Source organism: Mycobacterium sp. (assembly GCF_040509115.1).
Lineage (GTDB): Bacteria > Actinomycetota > Actinomycetes > Mycobacteriales > Mycobacteriaceae > Mycobacterium.
On sequence record NZ_JBEVLO010000123.1, the window covers coordinates 1 to 17,769 of the forward strand.

Annotated in this window: 15 protein-coding genes and 1 pseudogene; 12 read left to right on the plus strand and 4 right to left on the minus strand. The window is 65.7% G+C overall.

Annotated elements, in window-relative coordinates; all coding sequences use genetic code 11:
* The 3 genes and pseudogenes from ABW137_RS09415 to ABW137_RS09425 form a co-directional block, all read right to left on the minus strand.
* Positions 1–343 (minus strand): annotated as a pseudogene (locus ABW137_RS09415) (alpha/beta hydrolase); the annotation flags it as partial.
* Between the two features lie 337 nt (positions 344–680).
* Complete coding sequence (locus ABW137_RS09420; protein WP_526399173.1) at positions 681–1,910, minus strand: lipase family protein; 1,230 nt, start codon at positions 1,908–1,910, stop codon at positions 681–683.
* A 42-nt stretch (positions 1,911–1,952) separates the two neighbouring features.
* Positions 1,953–3,254: a tyrosine-protein kinase domain-containing protein gene (locus ABW137_RS09425; protein ID WP_526399175.1), complete on the minus strand. Its 1,302-nt coding sequence runs from the start codon at positions 3,252–3,254 to the stop codon at positions 1,953–1,955.
* Between the two features lie 248 nt (positions 3,255–3,502).
* Between ABW137_RS09425 and ABW137_RS09430 the strand changes: the two genes are divergently transcribed.
* The 12 genes from ABW137_RS09430 to ABW137_RS09485 all read left to right on the plus strand — a co-directional run bounded on the left by ABW137_RS09430 (position 3,503) and on the right by ABW137_RS09485 (position 17,107).
* On the plus strand, positions 3,503–4,498 hold the full coding sequence (locus ABW137_RS09430; RefSeq protein ID WP_526399177.1) for a GDP-mannose 4,6-dehydratase: 996 nt from the start codon (positions 3,503–3,505) through the stop codon (positions 4,496–4,498).
* Complete coding sequence (locus tag ABW137_RS09435) at positions 4,495–5,511, plus strand: GDP-mannose 4,6-dehydratase (RefSeq protein ID WP_526399179.1); 1,017 nt, start codon at positions 4,495–4,497, stop codon at positions 5,509–5,511. The genes ABW137_RS09430 and ABW137_RS09435 overlap by 4 nt, the downstream gene beginning before the upstream one ends.
* Positions 5,508–6,053: an acyltransferase gene (locus ABW137_RS09440; RefSeq protein WP_526399181.1), complete on the plus strand. Its 546-nt coding sequence runs from the start codon at positions 5,508–5,510 to the stop codon at positions 6,051–6,053. Before ABW137_RS09435 ends, ABW137_RS09440 begins: the two co-directional genes overlap by 4 nt.
* Before the next feature lie 15 nt (positions 6,054–6,068).
* A complete protein-coding gene (locus tag ABW137_RS09445) occupies positions 6,069–7,199 on the plus strand; it encodes a glycosyltransferase family protein (protein WP_526399183.1) in 1,131 nt (376 codons plus the stop codon).
* Entirely contained in the window at positions 7,199–8,365 is a 1,167-nt protein-coding gene (locus ABW137_RS09450; protein WP_526399185.1) for a lipopolysaccharide biosynthesis protein, read from the plus strand. The genes ABW137_RS09445 and ABW137_RS09450 overlap by 1 nt, the downstream gene beginning before the upstream one ends.
* Positions 8,362–9,474: a glycosyltransferase gene (locus ABW137_RS09455; protein ID WP_526399187.1), complete on the plus strand. Its 1,113-nt coding sequence runs from the start codon at positions 8,362–8,364 to the stop codon at positions 9,472–9,474. Before ABW137_RS09450 ends, ABW137_RS09455 begins: the two co-directional genes overlap by 4 nt.
* On the plus strand, positions 9,459–10,934 hold the full coding sequence (locus tag ABW137_RS09460) for an O-antigen ligase family protein (RefSeq protein WP_526399189.1): 1,476 nt from the start codon (positions 9,459–9,461) through the stop codon (positions 10,932–10,934). The genes ABW137_RS09455 and ABW137_RS09460 overlap by 16 nt, the downstream gene beginning before the upstream one ends.
* Positions 10,918–12,204, plus strand: coding sequence for an acyltransferase family protein (locus ABW137_RS09465; protein ID WP_526399191.1), 1,287 nt, complete (start codon positions 10,918–10,920; stop codon positions 12,202–12,204). The genes ABW137_RS09460 and ABW137_RS09465 overlap by 17 nt, the downstream gene beginning before the upstream one ends.
* A gap of 6 nt (positions 12,205–12,210) precedes the next feature.
* Complete coding sequence (locus ABW137_RS09470) at positions 12,211–13,746, plus strand: cellulase family glycosylhydrolase (RefSeq protein WP_526399193.1); 1,536 nt, start codon at positions 12,211–12,213, stop codon at positions 13,744–13,746.
* A 113-nt stretch (positions 13,747–13,859) separates the two neighbouring features.
* Positions 13,860–14,741, plus strand: a complete 882-nt coding sequence (locus tag ABW137_RS09475) for a sialate O-acetylesterase (protein ID WP_526399195.1) — start codon at positions 13,860–13,862, stop codon at positions 14,739–14,741.
* A gap of 308 nt (positions 14,742–15,049) precedes the next feature.
* Positions 15,050–16,534 carry a sugar transferase gene (locus ABW137_RS09480; protein ID WP_526399197.1) on the plus strand — a complete coding sequence of 495 codons (1,485 nt, stop codon included), beginning with the start codon at positions 15,050–15,052 and terminating at the stop codon, positions 16,532–16,534.
* A 36-nt stretch (positions 16,535–16,570) separates the two neighbouring features.
* Positions 16,571–17,107 carry a PH domain-containing protein gene (locus ABW137_RS09485; RefSeq protein ID WP_526399199.1) on the plus strand — a complete coding sequence of 179 codons (537 nt, stop codon included), beginning with the start codon at positions 16,571–16,573 and terminating at the stop codon, positions 17,105–17,107.
* A 5-nt stretch (positions 17,108–17,112) separates the two neighbouring features.
* Here ABW137_RS09485 and ABW137_RS09490 read toward each other — a convergent pair whose 3' ends face one another.
* A complete protein-coding gene (locus ABW137_RS09490; RefSeq protein WP_526399201.1) occupies positions 17,113–17,766 on the minus strand; it encodes a GtrA family protein in 654 nt (217 codons plus the stop codon).
* Positions 17,767–17,769 lie beyond the last annotated feature (3 nt).

Below are 17,769 nucleotides of genomic sequence, written 5' to 3' on the forward strand. Positions count from 1 at the left end.
TGATGCCGCTGGTGCCGTGGGCGTAGGCGATGACGGGCCAGCCGCCGGGGGGTGCGGTGCCGGTGGGGATGAACACCGCTGCGGACACTTCGGTGGGGGTGTCGTCGATTCCGGAGGTGGAGCGGTAGACCACCCGGACGGCCTTGGCGCCCAGGGCGCGGATCTTGCGGTCGATGTTGGGCATGGACATGGCTTCGATCAGTGAGCCTGGTCCGGTTCCGGAGTAGTCGGCGGTGGCGATCGGGGTGGGGGCGATCTGGGCGACCTTGGCCGCCCCGTTCGAACAGCTCACCATCACCACGGTCAGCACAGCAGCGCACAACGCCCGCGCCACCTTCGTCACCGACACCTCCCTGATCCCTGCCTCAATCCCGCTCCGACTCAACGACTCAACCCCACACAAACCAACCCATGCATCATCCCGCGCCAGCATAAGAGCAACCACACCCCGCCACCGACCCACACCCGCCGACGAGCCGCCCAGCAAACCTGCTGACGGAGCGACGCGTGCTCCGCGGTGGTGGATCTCCGGCGGACCAGACGTCATTGGCCCGTATTTCGATTTCGCCAATGGGCGAAGCCGAATTAGCCGACGCCCGAGCAAAACCCGCCGAATTGTGGATCGACGGTTTCACGCGGGTCGTCAACGTAACTCTAAGCAAACTTTTCTCGACCCGCCGCTACGGGACCGGAGGAGTCAAACAGCGATTTTGCGGTGCTTGATTGTCGAATCTCTCGCGTATCCACGGGAATGCCATGGCGGCGTCGATGTCGCCGTGACCCTCGCCGACCCGCAGCAGCCATTGAATGTCGTCGCCCATGCCGCATCCCTCGGCAATGGCCTGTTCCACCCAGGCCTGGTCGACGAGTTGGTCGACCGAGCCGTACAGCACGAGCATGGGCGCCGCCATCGGCTGCTTCGGGACGGCGAGTTCCTTGAGCCACCCCGTCATCTCCTCCTCGGCGGCCTGGTCGACCGGCTTGAGGTCGTCCGGATTGGCGGTACGCAGCACCTCGAGCGCGTCGATCACGCCGGGACCATTGCAGACCATGAGGATGTCGCGGTTGTCGTAGATGGTGCCGCGCATGAATCTCTGGAGGTCCATGTCGGGCTGAGTGGTCCGCTTGAGACCCATGATCGCCAAGAAGTAGAGATGCAGCTGGTCGTGCGTCATCGTGCCCGCCATCGCCTTCGCGGGCAGGCCGGAGACGTCCACCACCGGCACCCATGCGGCAGCCCCAACCAGGTCCAGGTCGGTGCCGTAGGTCGACGCCTGCTCGTTGGCCGCCCAGGTGGCCAGGCCGCCCAGTGAGCCGCCGAACGCGGCCCAGCGCTTCCCCACGTCGGGCCGGATGTGTCGGGTCGCCCGCACCCCATCGATGACGTTGCGCCCCAACGCGGCCGCATTCAGGAACGCGTGCGCTGGGGTGCCGCTGAGCCCCTCGTAGTCGGACGCGACCACGACGTAGCCGTGCAGCAGCAGCACCGAGATGGGCAGCCACTGATTCAGCAGGTCGTCGTACAGCGAGGGCCCGCAGTCCTTGTCGATACCGGTATTGCCGTGGTTGAACGCAATGACTTCCCAGCCGTTGTCGGGCGCCCGCCCGCCGGGGAACAGGACCACTCCACCCACCTCGACCGGCTCACCGTTGATGGCGGACGTCGACATGTACTTGATGCGGTACGCGGTGGCGCCGGAGATCGTGATGCGCGGATCGATGAGATCGAAGGGAGACGAATCGATCAGGGAACCCGGTTCGACCCCGCCGAGCTGCGGAAATCCTGGCGCCTTCTCGGGCGGCGGGACGGGGTGCTCGGGCAGGGTCGTGTTGACCTCCAGCTGAGCGTGGGGTAGCTCCGGCGGCGGCGACATGCACCCTGGCGCAGCCACCATGATGGCGAGCGCCATGCACACCCAACGCCATGCCTTCGAGCGGCTAGCCGACATGGTTCATCTCGCGCCGGTGAGGGCCACGCCAAGAACTTGCGAACCCGCAGTCGTCACCTTTTCGGCTGCGGCGGCGATATCGGCCGTGGTGGTCGAATTCGCCTGGGCAACCACCAACACGCCATCGGTCGCATTGGCCAGAACGACGCTGTCGCTAAATGCGAGAAGGGGACTGCCGTCGATCAACACCAAATCGAAATTGCTGGCCAGTTCCTTGATGATCCTCACCATCGCGTCGCCGCCCAACAATTTGGTGGACTGGTCGGAGGCGCTGCCCGCCGGCAGGACGTGCAATCCTCGTACGTCAGTGTCGAGCACGAGTTCGCTTACCCGCGCCGACCCCGTGAGCGCCTCGCCGAGGCCTGCGGCGTCGTCCATGTCGATGCGCTTGCTGACGCCCCGGTTGCGCAGGTCGCCGTCGACGACGACCACGGACCTGCCGGACTCGGCGACGGCGGCGGCCAGGCCGAGGCTGAGCGTGCTGGCGCCCGCGCCGGACGTCGGACCAGCCACGACGAAGGCGCCGCTGGTGCGTCCGCCGTCGGAGGACAGCACGTTGGTCCGCAGGACGCGGAAGGCCTCTGTGGTTGCGTTCTGGTCCGCCCCGAACGGGATGCCCTGGGACTTGCCACGACCCGGGCCGGGAATCGACCCGATGAAGGGTGCGCCCGCGGCGCCGGCTGCCTCGTCGGAGGACCGCACCGAACGGTCGAGCTTGTCGCGTGCGATCGCTGCGACCAAGCCGATCAGCAGGCCCGCCAACGCTCCGACCAGCAGGTTTCGCGTCCAATTGGGCACCGAGGCCGAATCGGGGACCTGAGCGTCATCGACCAGGGTCGCGGTAGCTGCCGGCGAACCACCGCGTGCGGACGTCTCGAGCTCCTCGACGAGCTGGGTGGTCTGAAGCGCGACGGCGTTCGCGAGGTCGGCGGCCATGGCCGGATTCGGATTGCTGACCGAGATGTCCAGCAACACCGTGTCGGGGACCGGCTCCGCGGTCACTTCGCTCATCAGCTGGTCGGCCGTCATCGCGATCTGGAGCTGGTCGACGGCCCGCTGGGCCACTTGCTTGCCCGAGGCGAGTTGCGCGTAGCTCAGTACTCGCTCTTTGCCGAACAGATTGCCCTGGTAGGCCTCCACGACCGACGCCCCACCGGTCGTGGTGACGAATAGCTGCGTAGACGCCACGTATTGGGGCTGGGTCAGTGCGGACACCCCTGCGGCGCAGACTATTCCCAGCAACACCGCAGCAAAAACGACCTTCCAGCGTTGCCGCCAGATTCTCAAGTAGCCAAGGATGTCCAAGACTTCCCTTTCGATGCGACAAACTCACGACAGGCAAACGATAGCTGGGGTCAACACTCACGACAACTTGCGACAACTTGCGACTCGGGTTTAACGCCAGACATAATCGATCCGCCGACAGTAATCTTCGCCACGGGGCGATGACAATGTTCATTTTTGTTGCTGCCCGCAAACGGACCGTGGAAGTCTGTGCCCGCTGAGGCGCGGGCGACAGCTGATCCACCAGGCTCGAATTAAAGGGGAACGCTTTGCCGACCGCACTGATTACTGGAATTACCGGTCAGGACGGTCTGTACCTGTCCGAGCTCCTCCACGGTAAGGGATACCGGGTATTCGGGCTCGTCAGTGGTCAGAACAACCCGAAGCGCAAGTTGCTCGAACAGCTGTGCCCGTACGTCGAGATCCTCAGCGGCAACCTGCTTGATCTGTCCAGTGTGATGCGTGCGGTCGCCGAGGCCGAGCCCGACGAGGTCTACAACCTGGGCGCCATCTCCTTCGTGGCGTACTCCTGGCAGAACGCCCGGCTCACCAGTGACGTCACCGGCGGCGGCGTGCTGAACATGCTCGAGGCGGTTCGGTTCTACCAAGACAGCTCCGGTCGCCAGGTGCGGTTCTACCAGGCGTCGAGCTCGGAGATGTTCGGCAAGGTGCAGGACGTGCCCCAGCGTGAGACCACGCTGCTGTGGCCGCGCTCGCCCTACGGCGTTGCCAAGGTGTTCGGGCACTACATGACCATCAACTACCGCGAGTCCTACGGGATGCACGCCAGCTCGGGCATTCTCTTCAACCACGAATCACCCCGGCGTGGGCCAGAATTCGTCACCCGCAAGATCTCGCAGGCGGTGGCTAGGATCAGCCTGGGGATGCAGGACTCGGTCCGACTTGGCAACCTCGACGCCAAGCGCGACTGGGGCTTCGCAGGCGACTACGTCCGGGCGATGTGGTTGATGCTCCAGCAGGACACCGCAGACGACTACGTCATCGCCACCGGCGAGACGCACTCGATCCGCGAGCTCCTCGACGTGGCTTTCTCCGAGATCGGCATCGCCGACTGGGACAAGCACGTCAAGATCGACGAGCGGTTCATGCGTCCCGCCGAGGTGGACCTGCTCATCGGCGACGCCTCGAAGGCCCGCGAGCGGTTGGGCTGGGAGCCGTCGGTGTCCTTCGAGGAACTCGTTCGAATGATGGTTCGCGGGGACATCGACGACCAGTCGAAGCGAGTTGCCGGTTACGAGCCGTGACCAAACGGCAGACGGCTCTGGTGACGGGCGTCGGCGGGCAGGACGGCACCCTGCTGACCCGCCAGCTGAGCGCCATGGGTTGGTTGGTGACCGGCGTGACTGGTGCGGACGTCTCAGGCCCGCACGTCAAGGAGCTGGCGGAACTGCCAGGGGTGACGCTGGAATCCGCTGACCTGTCCGACATTGCCGAGAGTCGACGATTGGTCGCCGACGTGGCCCCCGACGCGGTGTTCCACCTGGCCGCCATCTCCTCGGTGGCGGAGTCCTGGAAGTCCCCGGTGCAGACGGCTCAGGTCAACGCCATGGCCTCCACGGCGCTGATGGCCGAGGCCCTCGAACTGAGCAGTCGCAGCCAGCGGACCGTCCGGTTCGTCAACGCCTCCAGCGGAGAGATCTTCGCGGGGGCCGGCGTGGTTCCGCAGTCGGAGGACACCCCCATCTCGCCGGTGTCCCCCTACGGAGCGACCAAGGCGTTCGCGCACATGATGGGCACCGCCCTGCGGACACGTGGCCTGCACCTCAGCAACGCGATCCTCTACAATCACGAATCTCCCTTACGGCCAACGTCTTTCGTGACGCGCAAGATCACCTCGTCGGCGGCGGCGATCGCCTCTGGCACCCAGGACAAGCTCTCGCTCGGCAACCTCGACGCACGACGGGATTGGGGCTGGGCCCCCGACTACGCTGACTGCATGATCCGGATGGCCATGCACGACCGTCCTGACGACTTCGTCGTGGCGACAGGTGTCGCCCACTCGGTACGTGACTTCGTGGTGGCGGCGTTTCACGCCGCCGGGATCGACGACTGGGAACGGTACGTGGAGTACGACGCCCAGTTCGCGCGGCCGGCGGATTCCATGGAGCTGGTCGGTGACGCCTCCAAGGCACGGCGCGAGCTGGGCTGGCAGCCGACCAAGACGTTCGAAGAAGTGGTCGCGGCTCTCGTCGAGTCCGACCTCGCCGCAGCCCGGCACCGCGACGGTGCCTCCCACGTCGAGAGAGGAGCATCGTGATAGATGGCTACAGCACCACCCGGAAGGAACAGTTCGGGGAGCGGCTGTTCAACTACCTGATCACCAACGTGCCGTCGCACGTGGTGCGGCAGGCGTTCCTGCGCTACTTCGGCGTCAAGATCGGCCGCAACACGTCGATCATGATGGGTACCACCATCTTTGGGCTCAATCGGTTGTCGATCGGCAACAACTGCTCGATCGGATTCGGTGTGCTGCTCGACGCCCGCGGTGGGCTGACGATCGACGATGACGTCGTGCTGGCATCGGACGTGCAGATCATCACGGGCAAGCACGTCATCGACAGCGACGACTTCGGCATCGAACTGCGCCCCGTGCACGTCAAGCATCACGCGTGGCTGGCAAGCAGGTCGACGGTGTTGCAGGACCTGACGATCGGTGTCGGTGCCGTCGTCGGGGCCTGTTCGATGGTCAAGGACAGTGTCGAGGACATGAACATCGTGGCGGGGATCCCCGCGAAGGTCCGAGGCAAGCGGGAGTCCACGCTGGACTACCATCCGATCTTCCGACCGCTGCTGTACTGAGTGGTCGCGATGACGATGAGCAGCTCCATGGGGGACGTCGCGCAGGCAAGCGAATTGCGGGACACCCGACTGATCTACGTGTCGCCCGCTCCGGGGCGCAGCGGAGTCGGTGACTACGCGCACGACTTCGCCGAGCAGGTCCGGCCGTACTTCCGCGAGGTCATCGAATTCTGGATCGACGCCGACGGCAACGAGTCGGCGGCCGACGTCCTACGTGGCATTCGCGAGGTCCGCGCTCTGGTCAAGCGGACCGCCGAGCGCGGACCCGTCATCGTCCACTTCGAGCAGAGCGCCGGCTCCATGATCGCGTTCTGGGGCTCGATCCTGCCGCGGTCGATCCCCGTCACCGCCACCATTCACGATGCGCCGCAGCCGGTCTGGTGGCCGTTCAAGACGCGGACGTTGATCAGGCACCGGCTCTTGCACCACGGGGTGCACTACCCGCTGCGGCCCGTCATCAATGCCGTGCAGCGTGGCGTGTCCAAGGGGCGAACGGTCTTCACGCTCACCTCGATCGGTGCCGAGAAGTTCAAGCAGCGCCAGCCGGGCTCAGACCCGCGGGCCTCCCGGATCTTCATCCCGACCCGCCCGCCTGCCAAGCCGCTCACCGAAAGGCCCATGGCGATAGGCCTTTTCGGGCACCTGTACAAGGGCAAGGGCTTCGACCAGCTGGACCGGCTGCGGCAGCTGCTCGACGACGACATCGAGATCGTGGTGGCGGGCCGAGGCACTGAGGCACTGGCCAATCGGCCAGGGGTGACCGTACTCGGCGAGGTCAACGGACCCGACGAGGACGCGTTCTTCGACTCGATCCGCTTCCTGGCCGTGCCCTACTCGAAGGACAACAAGTACGGCCTCGCGTTTCCCGCATCCAGTGCGGTCACCCGCTCGTTCGCCTACGGCACGCCGATCATCTGCATCCTCGACGGCGCTCTGGTGGAGACTGCCGTTGAAGGCGGCGCCCTGAGCACCGACAAGGGCATCGACGGCATCGCGGAGCGCGCCAACGAAGCCGTCCGCGACGACGACACCCTGCGCAGGCTCGGCGCCGAGGTCGCCGAGCTGCAGGCCGAGCGGACCGTCGCCCACTGCGTGGCCCCGTTCCTCGAGGCATGGGTCGAGATCAGCAAGGGTCGCGCCGGCTGATGAAGCTCGCCGAAAGCCATGTCTTCCGCGCGGCGGTAGCTTCCTTCTGGAACTACAGCAGCCGCGTGGTCGGCCTTGGCTGGACGGCTCTGCTGATCGCCAGGCTCGGCATCGCCGACTACGGCCAGTACGCGATGGCCGTCGCGGCGGCGGCGATCGTCAACGCGGCGATCGACAACGCCTTCTACGTCCGCTCGCTGCGCATCGACCAGGACCGCTACGAACGCGAGCGGTGCGCCAGGGTGTTGTTCGGCTCGGTCGTCGCGATCGCGGGCATCGCGTGCTTCCTGGAGTGGTACATCGCCGGGTTCGCGATCATCGTCGCCGCAGGCGAGCTGATGTTCAACACGTTCAAGAGCCAGTACCTGCGCGTCAGCAGGCCGGACATCGCCATGCGCTTCGACGCCGTCCGGCAGTTGGTCAGCATCGGCCTGGCGGCCGGGGCGATCGTGTTCTTCGATGCGAACCTGCACGAGGCGACGTGGTTGTACGTGGTCCCGTATCTGCTGATTTGGCTGGTCTGCCTGCGCTACGTGCCAGGGCGCAAGCCCGCGGTTCCCGGTGGGGTGCGCGAGATCTCGCTGCTGTCGACCGAGGCGTTCGCCGCGGCGGTCTATGCCCAGGGCGACCTGTTGGTGCTCGGCGCCATCGGCGGCGACAGGATCGCCGGCTACTACTCGGTGGCCTTGGTCACCGCGCTGGCCATCTCGATGATCGGCCAGAACTTCGCCAACACCTACATCGAGGCGCTGCGCGAGGCGAAGGGCCATCGCAGTTCGGCGCCACCCGTCGCGCACATCATCCGGGCCGCACTCGTCACCGGCGCGGCCATGGCGGCGATCGGCATCGGGATCCTGATCTGGGGCGGTGCCAACGAGGTCGGCATCATCGCGTTGATCATGTCGCTGTGGGTGTTCGCCAGGACCATCAACCACATCTTCATCGTGATCTTGTTCCTTCAGCACGCCGACGCGCTGCGGGTGCGGGCGACCGTGGTGTCCGCCGTGGTCAAGATGGCCTTCGTCGTGCCCGCCGTGCATCTGATGGGCGCCTACGGAGCCGCCATCTCGTGCGTGGTGTGCGAACTCGCCCTGCTGGCGTGGTACCGCCACGTCATCTTCGGTGCCAACGACGAACCGTCCCAAGAGGAGTCGCTGAAGCCATGAGAGCAACCTTCGTGCTGTCGAAGGATCCGAGCCACGAATCCACCGGTGACCTCACCATGGCCAAGCTGGTGATGGAGATGGCCCGCGAGTCCTACGACATCGGCGTCATCTGCCTGTCGCAGTGGCCGCAGTCGACCGAGGGCGGATTCCGTCGGGTTCCCAAGACGGCACCCCGGGCCCGGCAGCTCCTGCTCGACAGCGTGCGGAGCCGACGCAGCCTGGTGCACACCCGATTCGATCTCGACGAGCTCGTCGAGGCCGTCGACGACACCGACAGCGACATCTTCGTGGCCGACCACTGCTACATGGCCGAGAGTGTTCTCCGGTCCCGTCGATCCCGGCAGAGCGGCGGGACGTCGATTCTCGCGGTGAGCACCGTGGTCCCAGAGGCGTTGGTGTGGCGTGCGACAAGAGGGTTGGCGGGACACCTGGACGCTCGGCGCATCGTCCGTGACGAGGTTAGGGTGGCCCGGTCGGCGTTCTCCGTCGGAACCTATGACGAGCCGGAGGCCGAGTTCTTTCGCGATCTGGGAGTGCAGCGGGCCCACTGGCTCGATCTCACGCTGGCGCCGGTTGACCGCGTCGCGGTCGAGGAGTCCGAGCGCCGGCTGGTGTTTCTCGGCGATCGCCGGTGGGCTCCCAACCAGGAGGCCTTCGAGACGTTGGTTCGGCGGTGGCCGCGAATCTCAGAAGGCATCGACGGGGCCCGGCTCTTCGTCGTCGGCGCGCGCGATCCCGAGGCCCGGCCGGTCGAACTGCCCGACGGCATGGAGGATCTCGGCTTCGTCGACGACCTGACGGCGTTCCTCGCGTCGTGCCGGGCGCTGGTGGCACCCATCCGCACCGGTGGTGGCGTGCGGGTCAAGATTCTCGACGCGGCGTGCCGCGGCCTCCCGGTGGTCGGCACCTCTGCGGCCGTGGGATCGCTGAGCGGGGTGCTCGGAATCGACCGGCTCGACGAGGAGCAGGCGTTCATCGATCGGTGTCGGCACTACTTGCTAGACCGCTCGGCCGCGGTCGCGGATGGGGGAGCCTTGTACGACGTGAATGCGCAGCGCTGGAAGCAGGGCAAGCCACAAGAGGCGGTCCAGGAATGGCTCAAGCGATGAGCCGCCGGGTCGGCGGCCAGAGCCGCGCCATCCCGGTCGCCGTCGTGGGCGGCGCGCTGCTGTTGACGATTCTCGCCACGCTGATGATGACCAGCGCGACCAAGCTGATCCAGGCCGCGGGCACGGGTCTGGTGGTCCTGGTGATCGGGTTCGCCGCCACGGTGCTGCACCCCCGATTCATCTACGGCGCGATGGGCTTCTGCCTCGGTGCGATCCCGTTCGGCATCGTGCCCGGCGCAGGGCAACCCATCGTGCTGATCCTGGCGATGGCGGTGTGGATCGCGGTTCTGATCCACCCGATCGCGGTGACGCGGACCTCGCCGATGGAGATCACCGTCGGCGTGCTGGTGATCACCTCGCTGATCTCGGTGATCATCACCGCCGACGGCAAGATTCATTGGGTTGAGTTCGGAAAATGGTTGATCGCAACGTCTTTGGTGTTCGCCCTGTTGCGTCTCAGTCACCGGGATCTCCGGCTGTTCGGCCTGACGTTCATCTACGGGGTGGGCTCCGCCGCGACCTTCGCGCTGTTGGTGTTCTTCCTCGACAAGGCCGGGACGACGATGAACTACCTGTCGTTCATCGGCTACGGGCGCACCGGCACCATCGGCACCCACCTGCGCTTCTACGTTCTGGAGAACAGCACCGTCGTGCGATTGACGGGCACCTACGTGGACCCGAACGCGGCGGGCATCTTCCTGTTCGTCGGGCTGGCGCTGGCCACCGCGATGCTCCGCGGCTGGCAACGCCTGATCATCGGCGGGGTGATCCTCGGGGCCCTGATCGTCACGCTCAGCAGGTCGGCGATCTTCTCGGCGGTGATCGCCCTGCTCCTCTTCCTGATCTTCCAGAAGGTCAGCACGACGATGAAGCTGAGCACCATCGCCCTGGCGATCGTGGGTGCGGCAGGGGCGATGACGGTGCCTGCGATCTACGGCCGCATCATCAACTCGTTCTCCTCGTCGGACAAGGGCACGGCCGATCGCGCCGACGCCCTGGTGAACTACCTGCAGTCGATGACGGGCAGCTGGTGGTTCGGCAAGGGCTGGGGCATCAGGGAGTTCACCGACGAAGTCGTCGGGTATGAAACGAACTACGTGGCCAACAGTCCGCTTCTGACGATCTACCGCGGCGGGATCTTCGTCGGCATCGCGTTCATCGCTCTCCTGATCGCGGGTGCGGTGCTGTTCTTCCGGCGATCCCGATCGAAGCCGTGGGAGGTCGGCGTCCTCGGGGCGGCGTTCGTCGGTTTCGCGCTCGTCGGCCTCCAGCTGGACTTCCCGATCGTCACCCACGCACCGATGACGATGGCGTTCAGCGTGCTCGTCGCATTCCTGGTGGTGAATCCGATATTCGCGGAGCCCGACGACGGTCAGGACGACGGGGGAGTGGGTGAGCTTCCCGAGCGCGGGCCCGATCTCGCCGAGCGAAAGGTGGCCGTCGATGGCCGAACCGGCTGAGGACGGCGACTCCGCACGCGCGGAGGTCGATGCGACCCTGCCGGGTGAGCTTCGGGTGCCCTCGCCGAACGACGAGGTGCCCAAGCGGATCAAACCGGTCGTGCGGCTGGCGGGTCTGGAGGGGCCACGCGGCATCGGGTGTCTGTGCGTCATCCTGGTGCACGTCTCGGTGCACTTCGCGCCGAACGTGCTGGCGGCCACCCGAATCGACTTCCTCGGTCAGGCGCTGACCTTCTTCTTCGTGCTCTCCGGCTTCCTGCTGTACCTGCCGTACGTGAAGCGGCTGAGTCAGCGGCGCGAGATGCCCTCTACCAGAACATATTTGAAGCATCGGGTGCTACGGGTCTTTCCCGCGTACCTGGTGATCTTCCTGATCGTCAACTTCATCCTGCGCATCGCCTACATCGAGAACCCGTACAACCTGTCGTGGGCTGACAGCCTCGCGGCCACCGGGATGATCACCGATCCGCTGGACCTACTGGCCCAGCTCACGCTGACGCAGTCGCTGTTTCCCTCGACGTTGCAGACCGGTATCAACCCAGCCTGGTCGCTGACCACGGAGTGGGGTTTCTACCTGATTCTCCCCCTCATCGGCGCGTGCCTGCATGCGGCGTCGGGCCGGATCCGGCGGCCCTTCCTCGCGGCATTCTGGCCGGCGTTGGTGCTGCTGATCATCGGGGTGGCCACCAACGTCGTGGTGGGCATCCTGCAACACGCGTACTTCCCCGACGACATCCTGGCCGGCTACTGGGGCGACAACTGGGTCGCGGTGCTGTCCCGAAGCTTCCCGGCCCTCGCCGATACCTTCGCGTTCGGCATGGTGGCAGCCGTCATCTACGTGGCGCTGACCGACGGCGCCCTTGCGCGCTGGTCCACGGCGCGGCTATTGGCCATCGCGTCCGCGGTGATGATGATCGGGTTGTTCGGCTCGTTCGCCCTGTTCATCTTCAACCCCCGGCATCTGGCCACCGTGTTCGCCTTCGCATCGTGTGCTCTTATAATCCTGATCGTGGCACCGCTTGCCCGCGGCGAGGACTCCCTCGTCGCCAAAATCGTTGACTGGCGTCCGCTCAAGCACATCGGAACCATCTCGCTTTCCACCTATCTCTGGCACTATCCGGTGCTCCTCGTCGTCGAACGAGCGGGCTTGAAGGTGGGCGACGACTTCGTCGGCATCAGCGTCGCCTTCGCCATTGTCGCGATCATCACCATCGCCCTGGGGTCGGTGACGTATCGGTTGGTGGAACTGCCAGCGATGAGGCTCCGATGACAAGAGATGACTAGAAGCTGGCCGACGCTGGGTCGGCGAAACTTCTTGGTTGGCATGGCAGTCGCAGGCACGGGTTTGGTCGCCTGTTCTCCGCCACCTCCGCCCGCCCGGCGCCGGGCGCTGGCACCCAAGCCCACCGAGCCGGGGCTGCGCGACATGCCCGTCGGCTTCGCGCTCGGTTCCTCGGTGCTGTGGGCGAGCGACGCCGAACTGGCCAGGACCATGGACATGGCCGCCGAGGCAGGCGCCAAGATGGTGCGCTTCGACGTCTCTTGGACGTTCGCCGAGCCCTCGCCGGGTGAAATGAATTGGCAGCCAACCGATCGCGTCGTCGAGGCCGCGACCCGGCGACGCTTGGAAGTACTGGCGACCGTGACCAACTCGCCGGCGTGGGCGGCCGCAGGCCGGATCCGCCACACTGGCCGCCCCGCCGATCCCGGCCAGTTCGCCGCGTTCGCAGGCAAGGCAGCGCAGCGCTACGCCGGTCAGGTGGGGCAGTACGAGGTGTGGAACGAGCCGAACGGCCGGCTGTTCTTCCAACCCGATCCCGATCCGGCGATCTATGCCTCGATGGTGCGCCTGACCTATCAGGCGATCAAACAGGCCGATTCGAAGGCCGTGGTCGTGGCGGGCGCGCTCGGCGCGACGGGGCACGGCGAGGGCGTCATCGTGCCCGTGGAGTATCTGAAGCAGATGTATGCCGCCGGAGTCGCAGGCAGTTTCGACGCGTTGTCCTACCACCCCTACGACTATTTGGCGCCCCTCGCCGGCGGTGCCCTCTACCCGGGGTCACCCACCCAGCAGATGGTGGACATGTTCGACGTGATGGCCGCCAACGGCGACGGCGACAAACCGATCTGGATCACCGAGTACGGCGCCCCGACCAGCGTCGTCGGTGAGCGCATGCAGTCGACTCTGATCGTCGACTCGGTGCGGCAGTGGCCCGAGGTGGAAGCGGGCGGACCCTTCTTCATCTACGGCCTCCGTGACATCGACTCCGAAATCGGGGACCCGCACGCCGGATTCGGCCTGGTGACCGCGGACTTCACCCCCAAGCCAGCGTTCCGGGACCTGAAAGCCGTACTGCGGGCGAAGAATCCGGCTCGCGCCCAATACGAGCAGTTCTCCGTCGCGCGCGATCCCACGCTGGGCCGGTCGCTGACCCCGATCTATACGGTCGCGGCGGCGTTGGCTCAGCAGTTCGAGCGTGGCACCCGCTTCATGACTGCGAAGGGCGTCTTCAACTCGCCCCCGGCGGTGGCGGCGCTGGCCCGGGCGTGGAAGATCGTGCCCATCGGCCCCTTCAACAACGGCTACCAAGACTTCGCGGTCGACAACACCGGGAGAATCTTCTCCAACGAGGCCACCGGCACCCACCTGGTCGTCGGCGCGATCCTCGCGGCGTGGACGCCGTCGATCGGCTTCCCGGTCAGCGATCAGTACGACATCGGGACCGCGTCGCAGCCCGGCGCGGCCGTGGACTTCGAGCGTGGTCGCATCACCTGGCAGCAGAACACCGGTGTCAAGGTGGTCGCGCGATGAACCCGGCCGGGATCGGACTACCTTGAGCACGACCTTGAGCGCACGTCCGACCGAGCCGTCCAGCAGTGCATGACCCAAACGCGTAGTACTTGACTCACACGATCGGAGGGGCGATGGGCACAGACGGTGACGCCACCTGGTTGAAGCAGCTCGAGCTGCACGCACGACTCGCGGTGGCCAGGCGCAGGGGCCGCGGTGTGCCAGTGCCGACGGCCGCGCAACCGTATGACGTGGTGGCGGTTCTCGGGCAGTCCAATGCGCACGGGGCCGGCGTCGGTCTTGACCGCGGCGGGTTGGACGCCCCACATCCCGACGTGCACCAGTGGCCGTCGTCGGGACGTTCCAAGGGGACGATCGTCTCGGGCGCCGACCCGCTGTTCCACGACACGCCGTCGAAGGCCGTCGGGTTCGGCTCGACGTTCGCCAAAGAACTGACGGCGGCGACCGGCCGCCCCGTGCTGATCGTGCCCGCCGCGCTCGGTGACACGTGCTTTGCGCCCAAGAATGGTTACACCTGGGATCCGAGTGACACCAAGACCAGGGTGAACCTGTACCGGCGTGCCCTGCGGGCGATCGACGGCGCCCTCGGTACCCGGCCGGGGAACCGGTTGGTCGCCATTCTCTGGCACCAGGGGGAATCCGACGTGCCCCTGACACCGTCGGCGGCCTACACCGTCAAACTGGACTCGTTGATCGACGGACTGCGCGGACGCTATGGCGCCGACCTGCCGTTCCTGATCGGACAAATGGTGCCCGAGGAGATCGAATCAGGGCATCCGAATTACGTCGAGATCGATGCCGTGCATCGGGACACCGCTAAACGTCGCAATCGGGTGGTGTACGTCCCCGGACCGAGGAAAAGCTACAACTCGGAGTCCGAGCTGATTCATTACAACGCGGCAGGCCAGCGTGAGCTGGGCCGACGCCTGTGGGCGGCGTATCGGGACAACTTTCTGGTGGAGTCCACGGACGTCGCGCGTCCGGAGCAGCAATAGTGTCGTGGTGTTCTTCAACAATGGCTCGGTTAATTCGGTGTTGACGCGAGAAGACGGGGAGCATTCAGGCCGTTGGCTTGCAAGCGCAAGGATCTGTGCACGGTTCCGGTTTGGATCGTCGCCCGCCGCCGTCGCCCGAGCGATGCCGTGGCGCAGCGGTTTTGGCCGTCGAGCGGCTCGCATCTCCCGGGAATGAGGCTTCGCTGAGTGACCCTTCAGTTAATTTCTTTTGCAGTACAGTGGCGGATTGACTGCTGGCGTGTCAGGATTGCTCAGCAACTTCGTCGAGCCGAGTTACCGTGGGGAAGATGACAGCGAACACCGCAATAGGAACGCCGCCGCGCATGCTGCGGACGAGCGCGCAGAGCCGGGTCGACTGGCAATCGCGCTACATTCGGTGGCTCCGCATTTCCGACACGGTCGTCGTGGTGCTGGCGGTCGTGGTTGCGCAGCGAATTCGCTTCGGCGAGTACGGCAGTCGGCTGGAATATCGCGATATCGACTACACGATGGTGTCGCTCGTCATCATTGCGGTTTGGCTCATTGCACTCGCGATTTATCGCAGCAGATCCGCGCGGGTGATCGGCGCGGGCGTCGAAGAGTATCGACGCGTTTCGACAGCAACGCTTTCAGGCTTCGGCGCCATTGCGATCCTGTCGATGGTGTTCCGCCTGGACTTAGCTCGTGGCTACCTCGCCATCGCTCTCCCGCTCGGTCTGGCCGGACTGTTCGTCAGTCGGCGGTACTGGCGGGCCAAGGTCGCCAAGCGCCGGATGGGTGGCGAGTTCCTGGCCTCGGTGCTGGTGGTGGGCGAGCGCCGGTCGGCGACGTCGTTGATCCAATCCCTGGCGCGGCAGCCGGAGTACGGCTACGCGGTGGCCGGGCTGTGCATTCCCGGTGAGATGGACCGCACCAGCATCGCCGTTCCCGGTGTAGGCGAGTTCCCGGTGTTCGGCAACGAAACCGACATCGCGCAGATCATCGGCGACACCGGTATCGACACCGTCGCCGTCGCGGCCACCGAGCACCTGGGACCGCAGGGCATCCGCGATCTGTCCTGGACGCTGGAGAAGCTGGACGTCGACCTCATGGTGTCGCCCGGTGTCTCCGACGTCGCGAACCCGCGCCTGGTCATGCAGCCGATCGCCGGTCTGCCCCTGATCCACCTGGAGAAGCCGCAGTACAACGGGGCCAAGCGCTTCGAGAAGCGCTTGTTCGACCTGTGCTTCGCGGCGCTGGTGCTGCTGGTGGTCTCGCCGCTCATGTTGCTCGCGGCGATCGCCATCAAACTGAGCAGTCGAGGTCCGGTCTTCTACCGGTCGGAGCGCATCGGCATCGACGGAACGCCGTTCCAGATGATCAAGTTCCGCACCATGGTCGATGGCGCCGATCAACGGGCCGCCGAGCTGATGAACCTGAACGAGGCAGACGGCGGCGTCCTGTTCAAGATCCGCGACGACCCGAGGGTCACCGGCATCGGACGCTATCTGCGCAAGTACAGCATCGACGAGCTGCCTCAGTTCATCAACGTGCTGCGTCGCGAGATGAGCGTCGTGGGCCCACGCCCGCCGCTGGCCCGCGAGGTGGCCGCCTACGACAGCGAGGTCCGCCGCAGGCTGCTGGTGTTGCCGGGCATCACCGGTCTCTGGCAGGTCAGCGGACGCTCCGATCTGTCGTGGGAGGAGTCGGTCCGCCTCGACCTGTCCTACGTCGAGAACTGGTCGATGGTTGGCGACCTGATGATCGTGTTTCGCACCATCAAGGCGGTCATGCGAGGCTCGGGAGCCTACTGACCATGCCTGCGTCATCCGACTCGTAGAGTTCCATCCGTGAAGTACCCGGAGAAGGTCCTGGCCCGCGACGAGCGGGTGGTGCTGCATCGGCACCCGCATTGGAAGCGGCTCGTCGGACCGGTCCTTGTCCTGCTGATCGTCACCGCGCTGGCTTCGTTCGGGGCGGCCGTCGTCAACAACACGGCCTGGGAGCAGAACGCCAAGGTCGTGGTGTCGGTCGTGATCGCGGTGGTCTGGCTGGTCGTGGTCGGCTGGCTCACCCTGTGGCCGTTCCTCCGCTGGTGGACGACGCACTTCGTCGTGACCGACCGGCGGGTGATGTTCCGGCGCGGGGTGGCCACCCGCAGCGGTATCGACATACCCCTGGCTCGCATCAACAGCGTCGAGTTCCGGCACGGAATGCTGGACCGCATCTTGCGCACCGGAACCTTGATCGTCGAGTCGGCGTCGCAGGATCCGCTCGAGTTCTACGACATCCCTCGCGTCGAGAACGTCCATTCACTGCTGTACCAAGAGGTGTTCGACACCCTCGGCGCGGAGGAATCCGACATCAGATCCAGGCGTCCGCGCTAGCCGCTTCAGCTGGCGGCTCGCCCGTTCGAGGTCGGCTTCGAGGTCGGGCTGGTCGGCGAGATGGGCGTGACCGGCGCGATGGTGGTGGCGCGATGAATCTCGACCTCGTCCTCGATCGCCTCGGCCAATCCGCCGTCGGTCAAGGTGGATTCGACGACCTTGTCGGGACCGTGGCCCAGCTCGTCGGGGAAGACGAACCGCCGGAACGCCCAGAAGCGGAACGCCATCTGCATCAGATTGCCGATGACGTACGCCGAGACGAAGTCGGCGATGTTCTCGACGGTGAGGGACACCATCGGCGCCCGCAGTTCCAGCACGTAGCTGGAGAACCAGAGCGGGGCCATGCTCAGGACAACGCCGACCCCGCTGACGCCGAAGAACAGCAACGCCTCGTGGTGACGTTCGCGGCCGCCGCGATCGCGGAAGCTCCATTCCCTGTTGAGGATGTAGGACGCAATCACCGCGACGATTCCCGCGATGATCTTGGCCGTCACCGGCTTGGGCTCGAGGATCGTCAACTTGAGCGTGTAGAAGATCACCGAATCGATGACGAACGTCGTGGCGCCCACGATCGCGAACTTGATGAGTTCGTGGTGCCGTTCGGCAAATGGCCGGATCGGTCGCGGTAGGCGAGCGATGGTGGCATCGGCGAAGGACACAGA

Excerpts from the sequence above, each read along its gene's own strand:
- ABW137_RS09420 (WP_526399173.1), bottom strand. The coding sequence starts at position 1,910 with ATGGCGCTCGCCATCATGGTGGCTGCGCCAGGGTGCATGTCGCCGCCG.
- ABW137_RS09445 (WP_526399183.1), top strand. The coding sequence starts at position 6,069 with ATGAGCAGCTCCATGGGGGACGTCGCGCAGGCAAGCGAATTGCGGGAC.
- ABW137_RS09450 (WP_526399185.1), top strand. The coding sequence starts at position 7,199 with ATGAAGCTCGCCGAAAGCCATGTCTTCCGCGCGGCGGTAGCTTCCTTC.
- ABW137_RS09455 (WP_526399187.1), top strand. The coding sequence starts at position 8,362 with ATGAGAGCAACCTTCGTGCTGTCGAAGGATCCGAGCCACGAATCCACC.
- ABW137_RS09460 (WP_526399189.1), top strand. The coding sequence starts at position 9,459 with ATGGCTCAAGCGATGAGCCGCCGGGTCGGCGGCCAGAGCCGCGCCATC.
- ABW137_RS09465 (WP_526399191.1), top strand. The coding sequence starts at position 10,918 with ATGGCCGAACCGGCTGAGGACGGCGACTCCGCACGCGCGGAGGTCGAT.
- ABW137_RS09470 (WP_526399193.1), top strand. The coding sequence starts at position 12,211 with ATGACTAGAAGCTGGCCGACGCTGGGTCGGCGAAACTTCTTGGTTGGC.
- ABW137_RS09475 (WP_526399195.1), top strand. The coding sequence starts at position 13,860 with ATGGGCACAGACGGTGACGCCACCTGGTTGAAGCAGCTCGAGCTGCAC.
- ABW137_RS09480 (WP_526399197.1), top strand. The coding sequence starts at position 15,050 with ATGACAGCGAACACCGCAATAGGAACGCCGCCGCGCATGCTGCGGACG.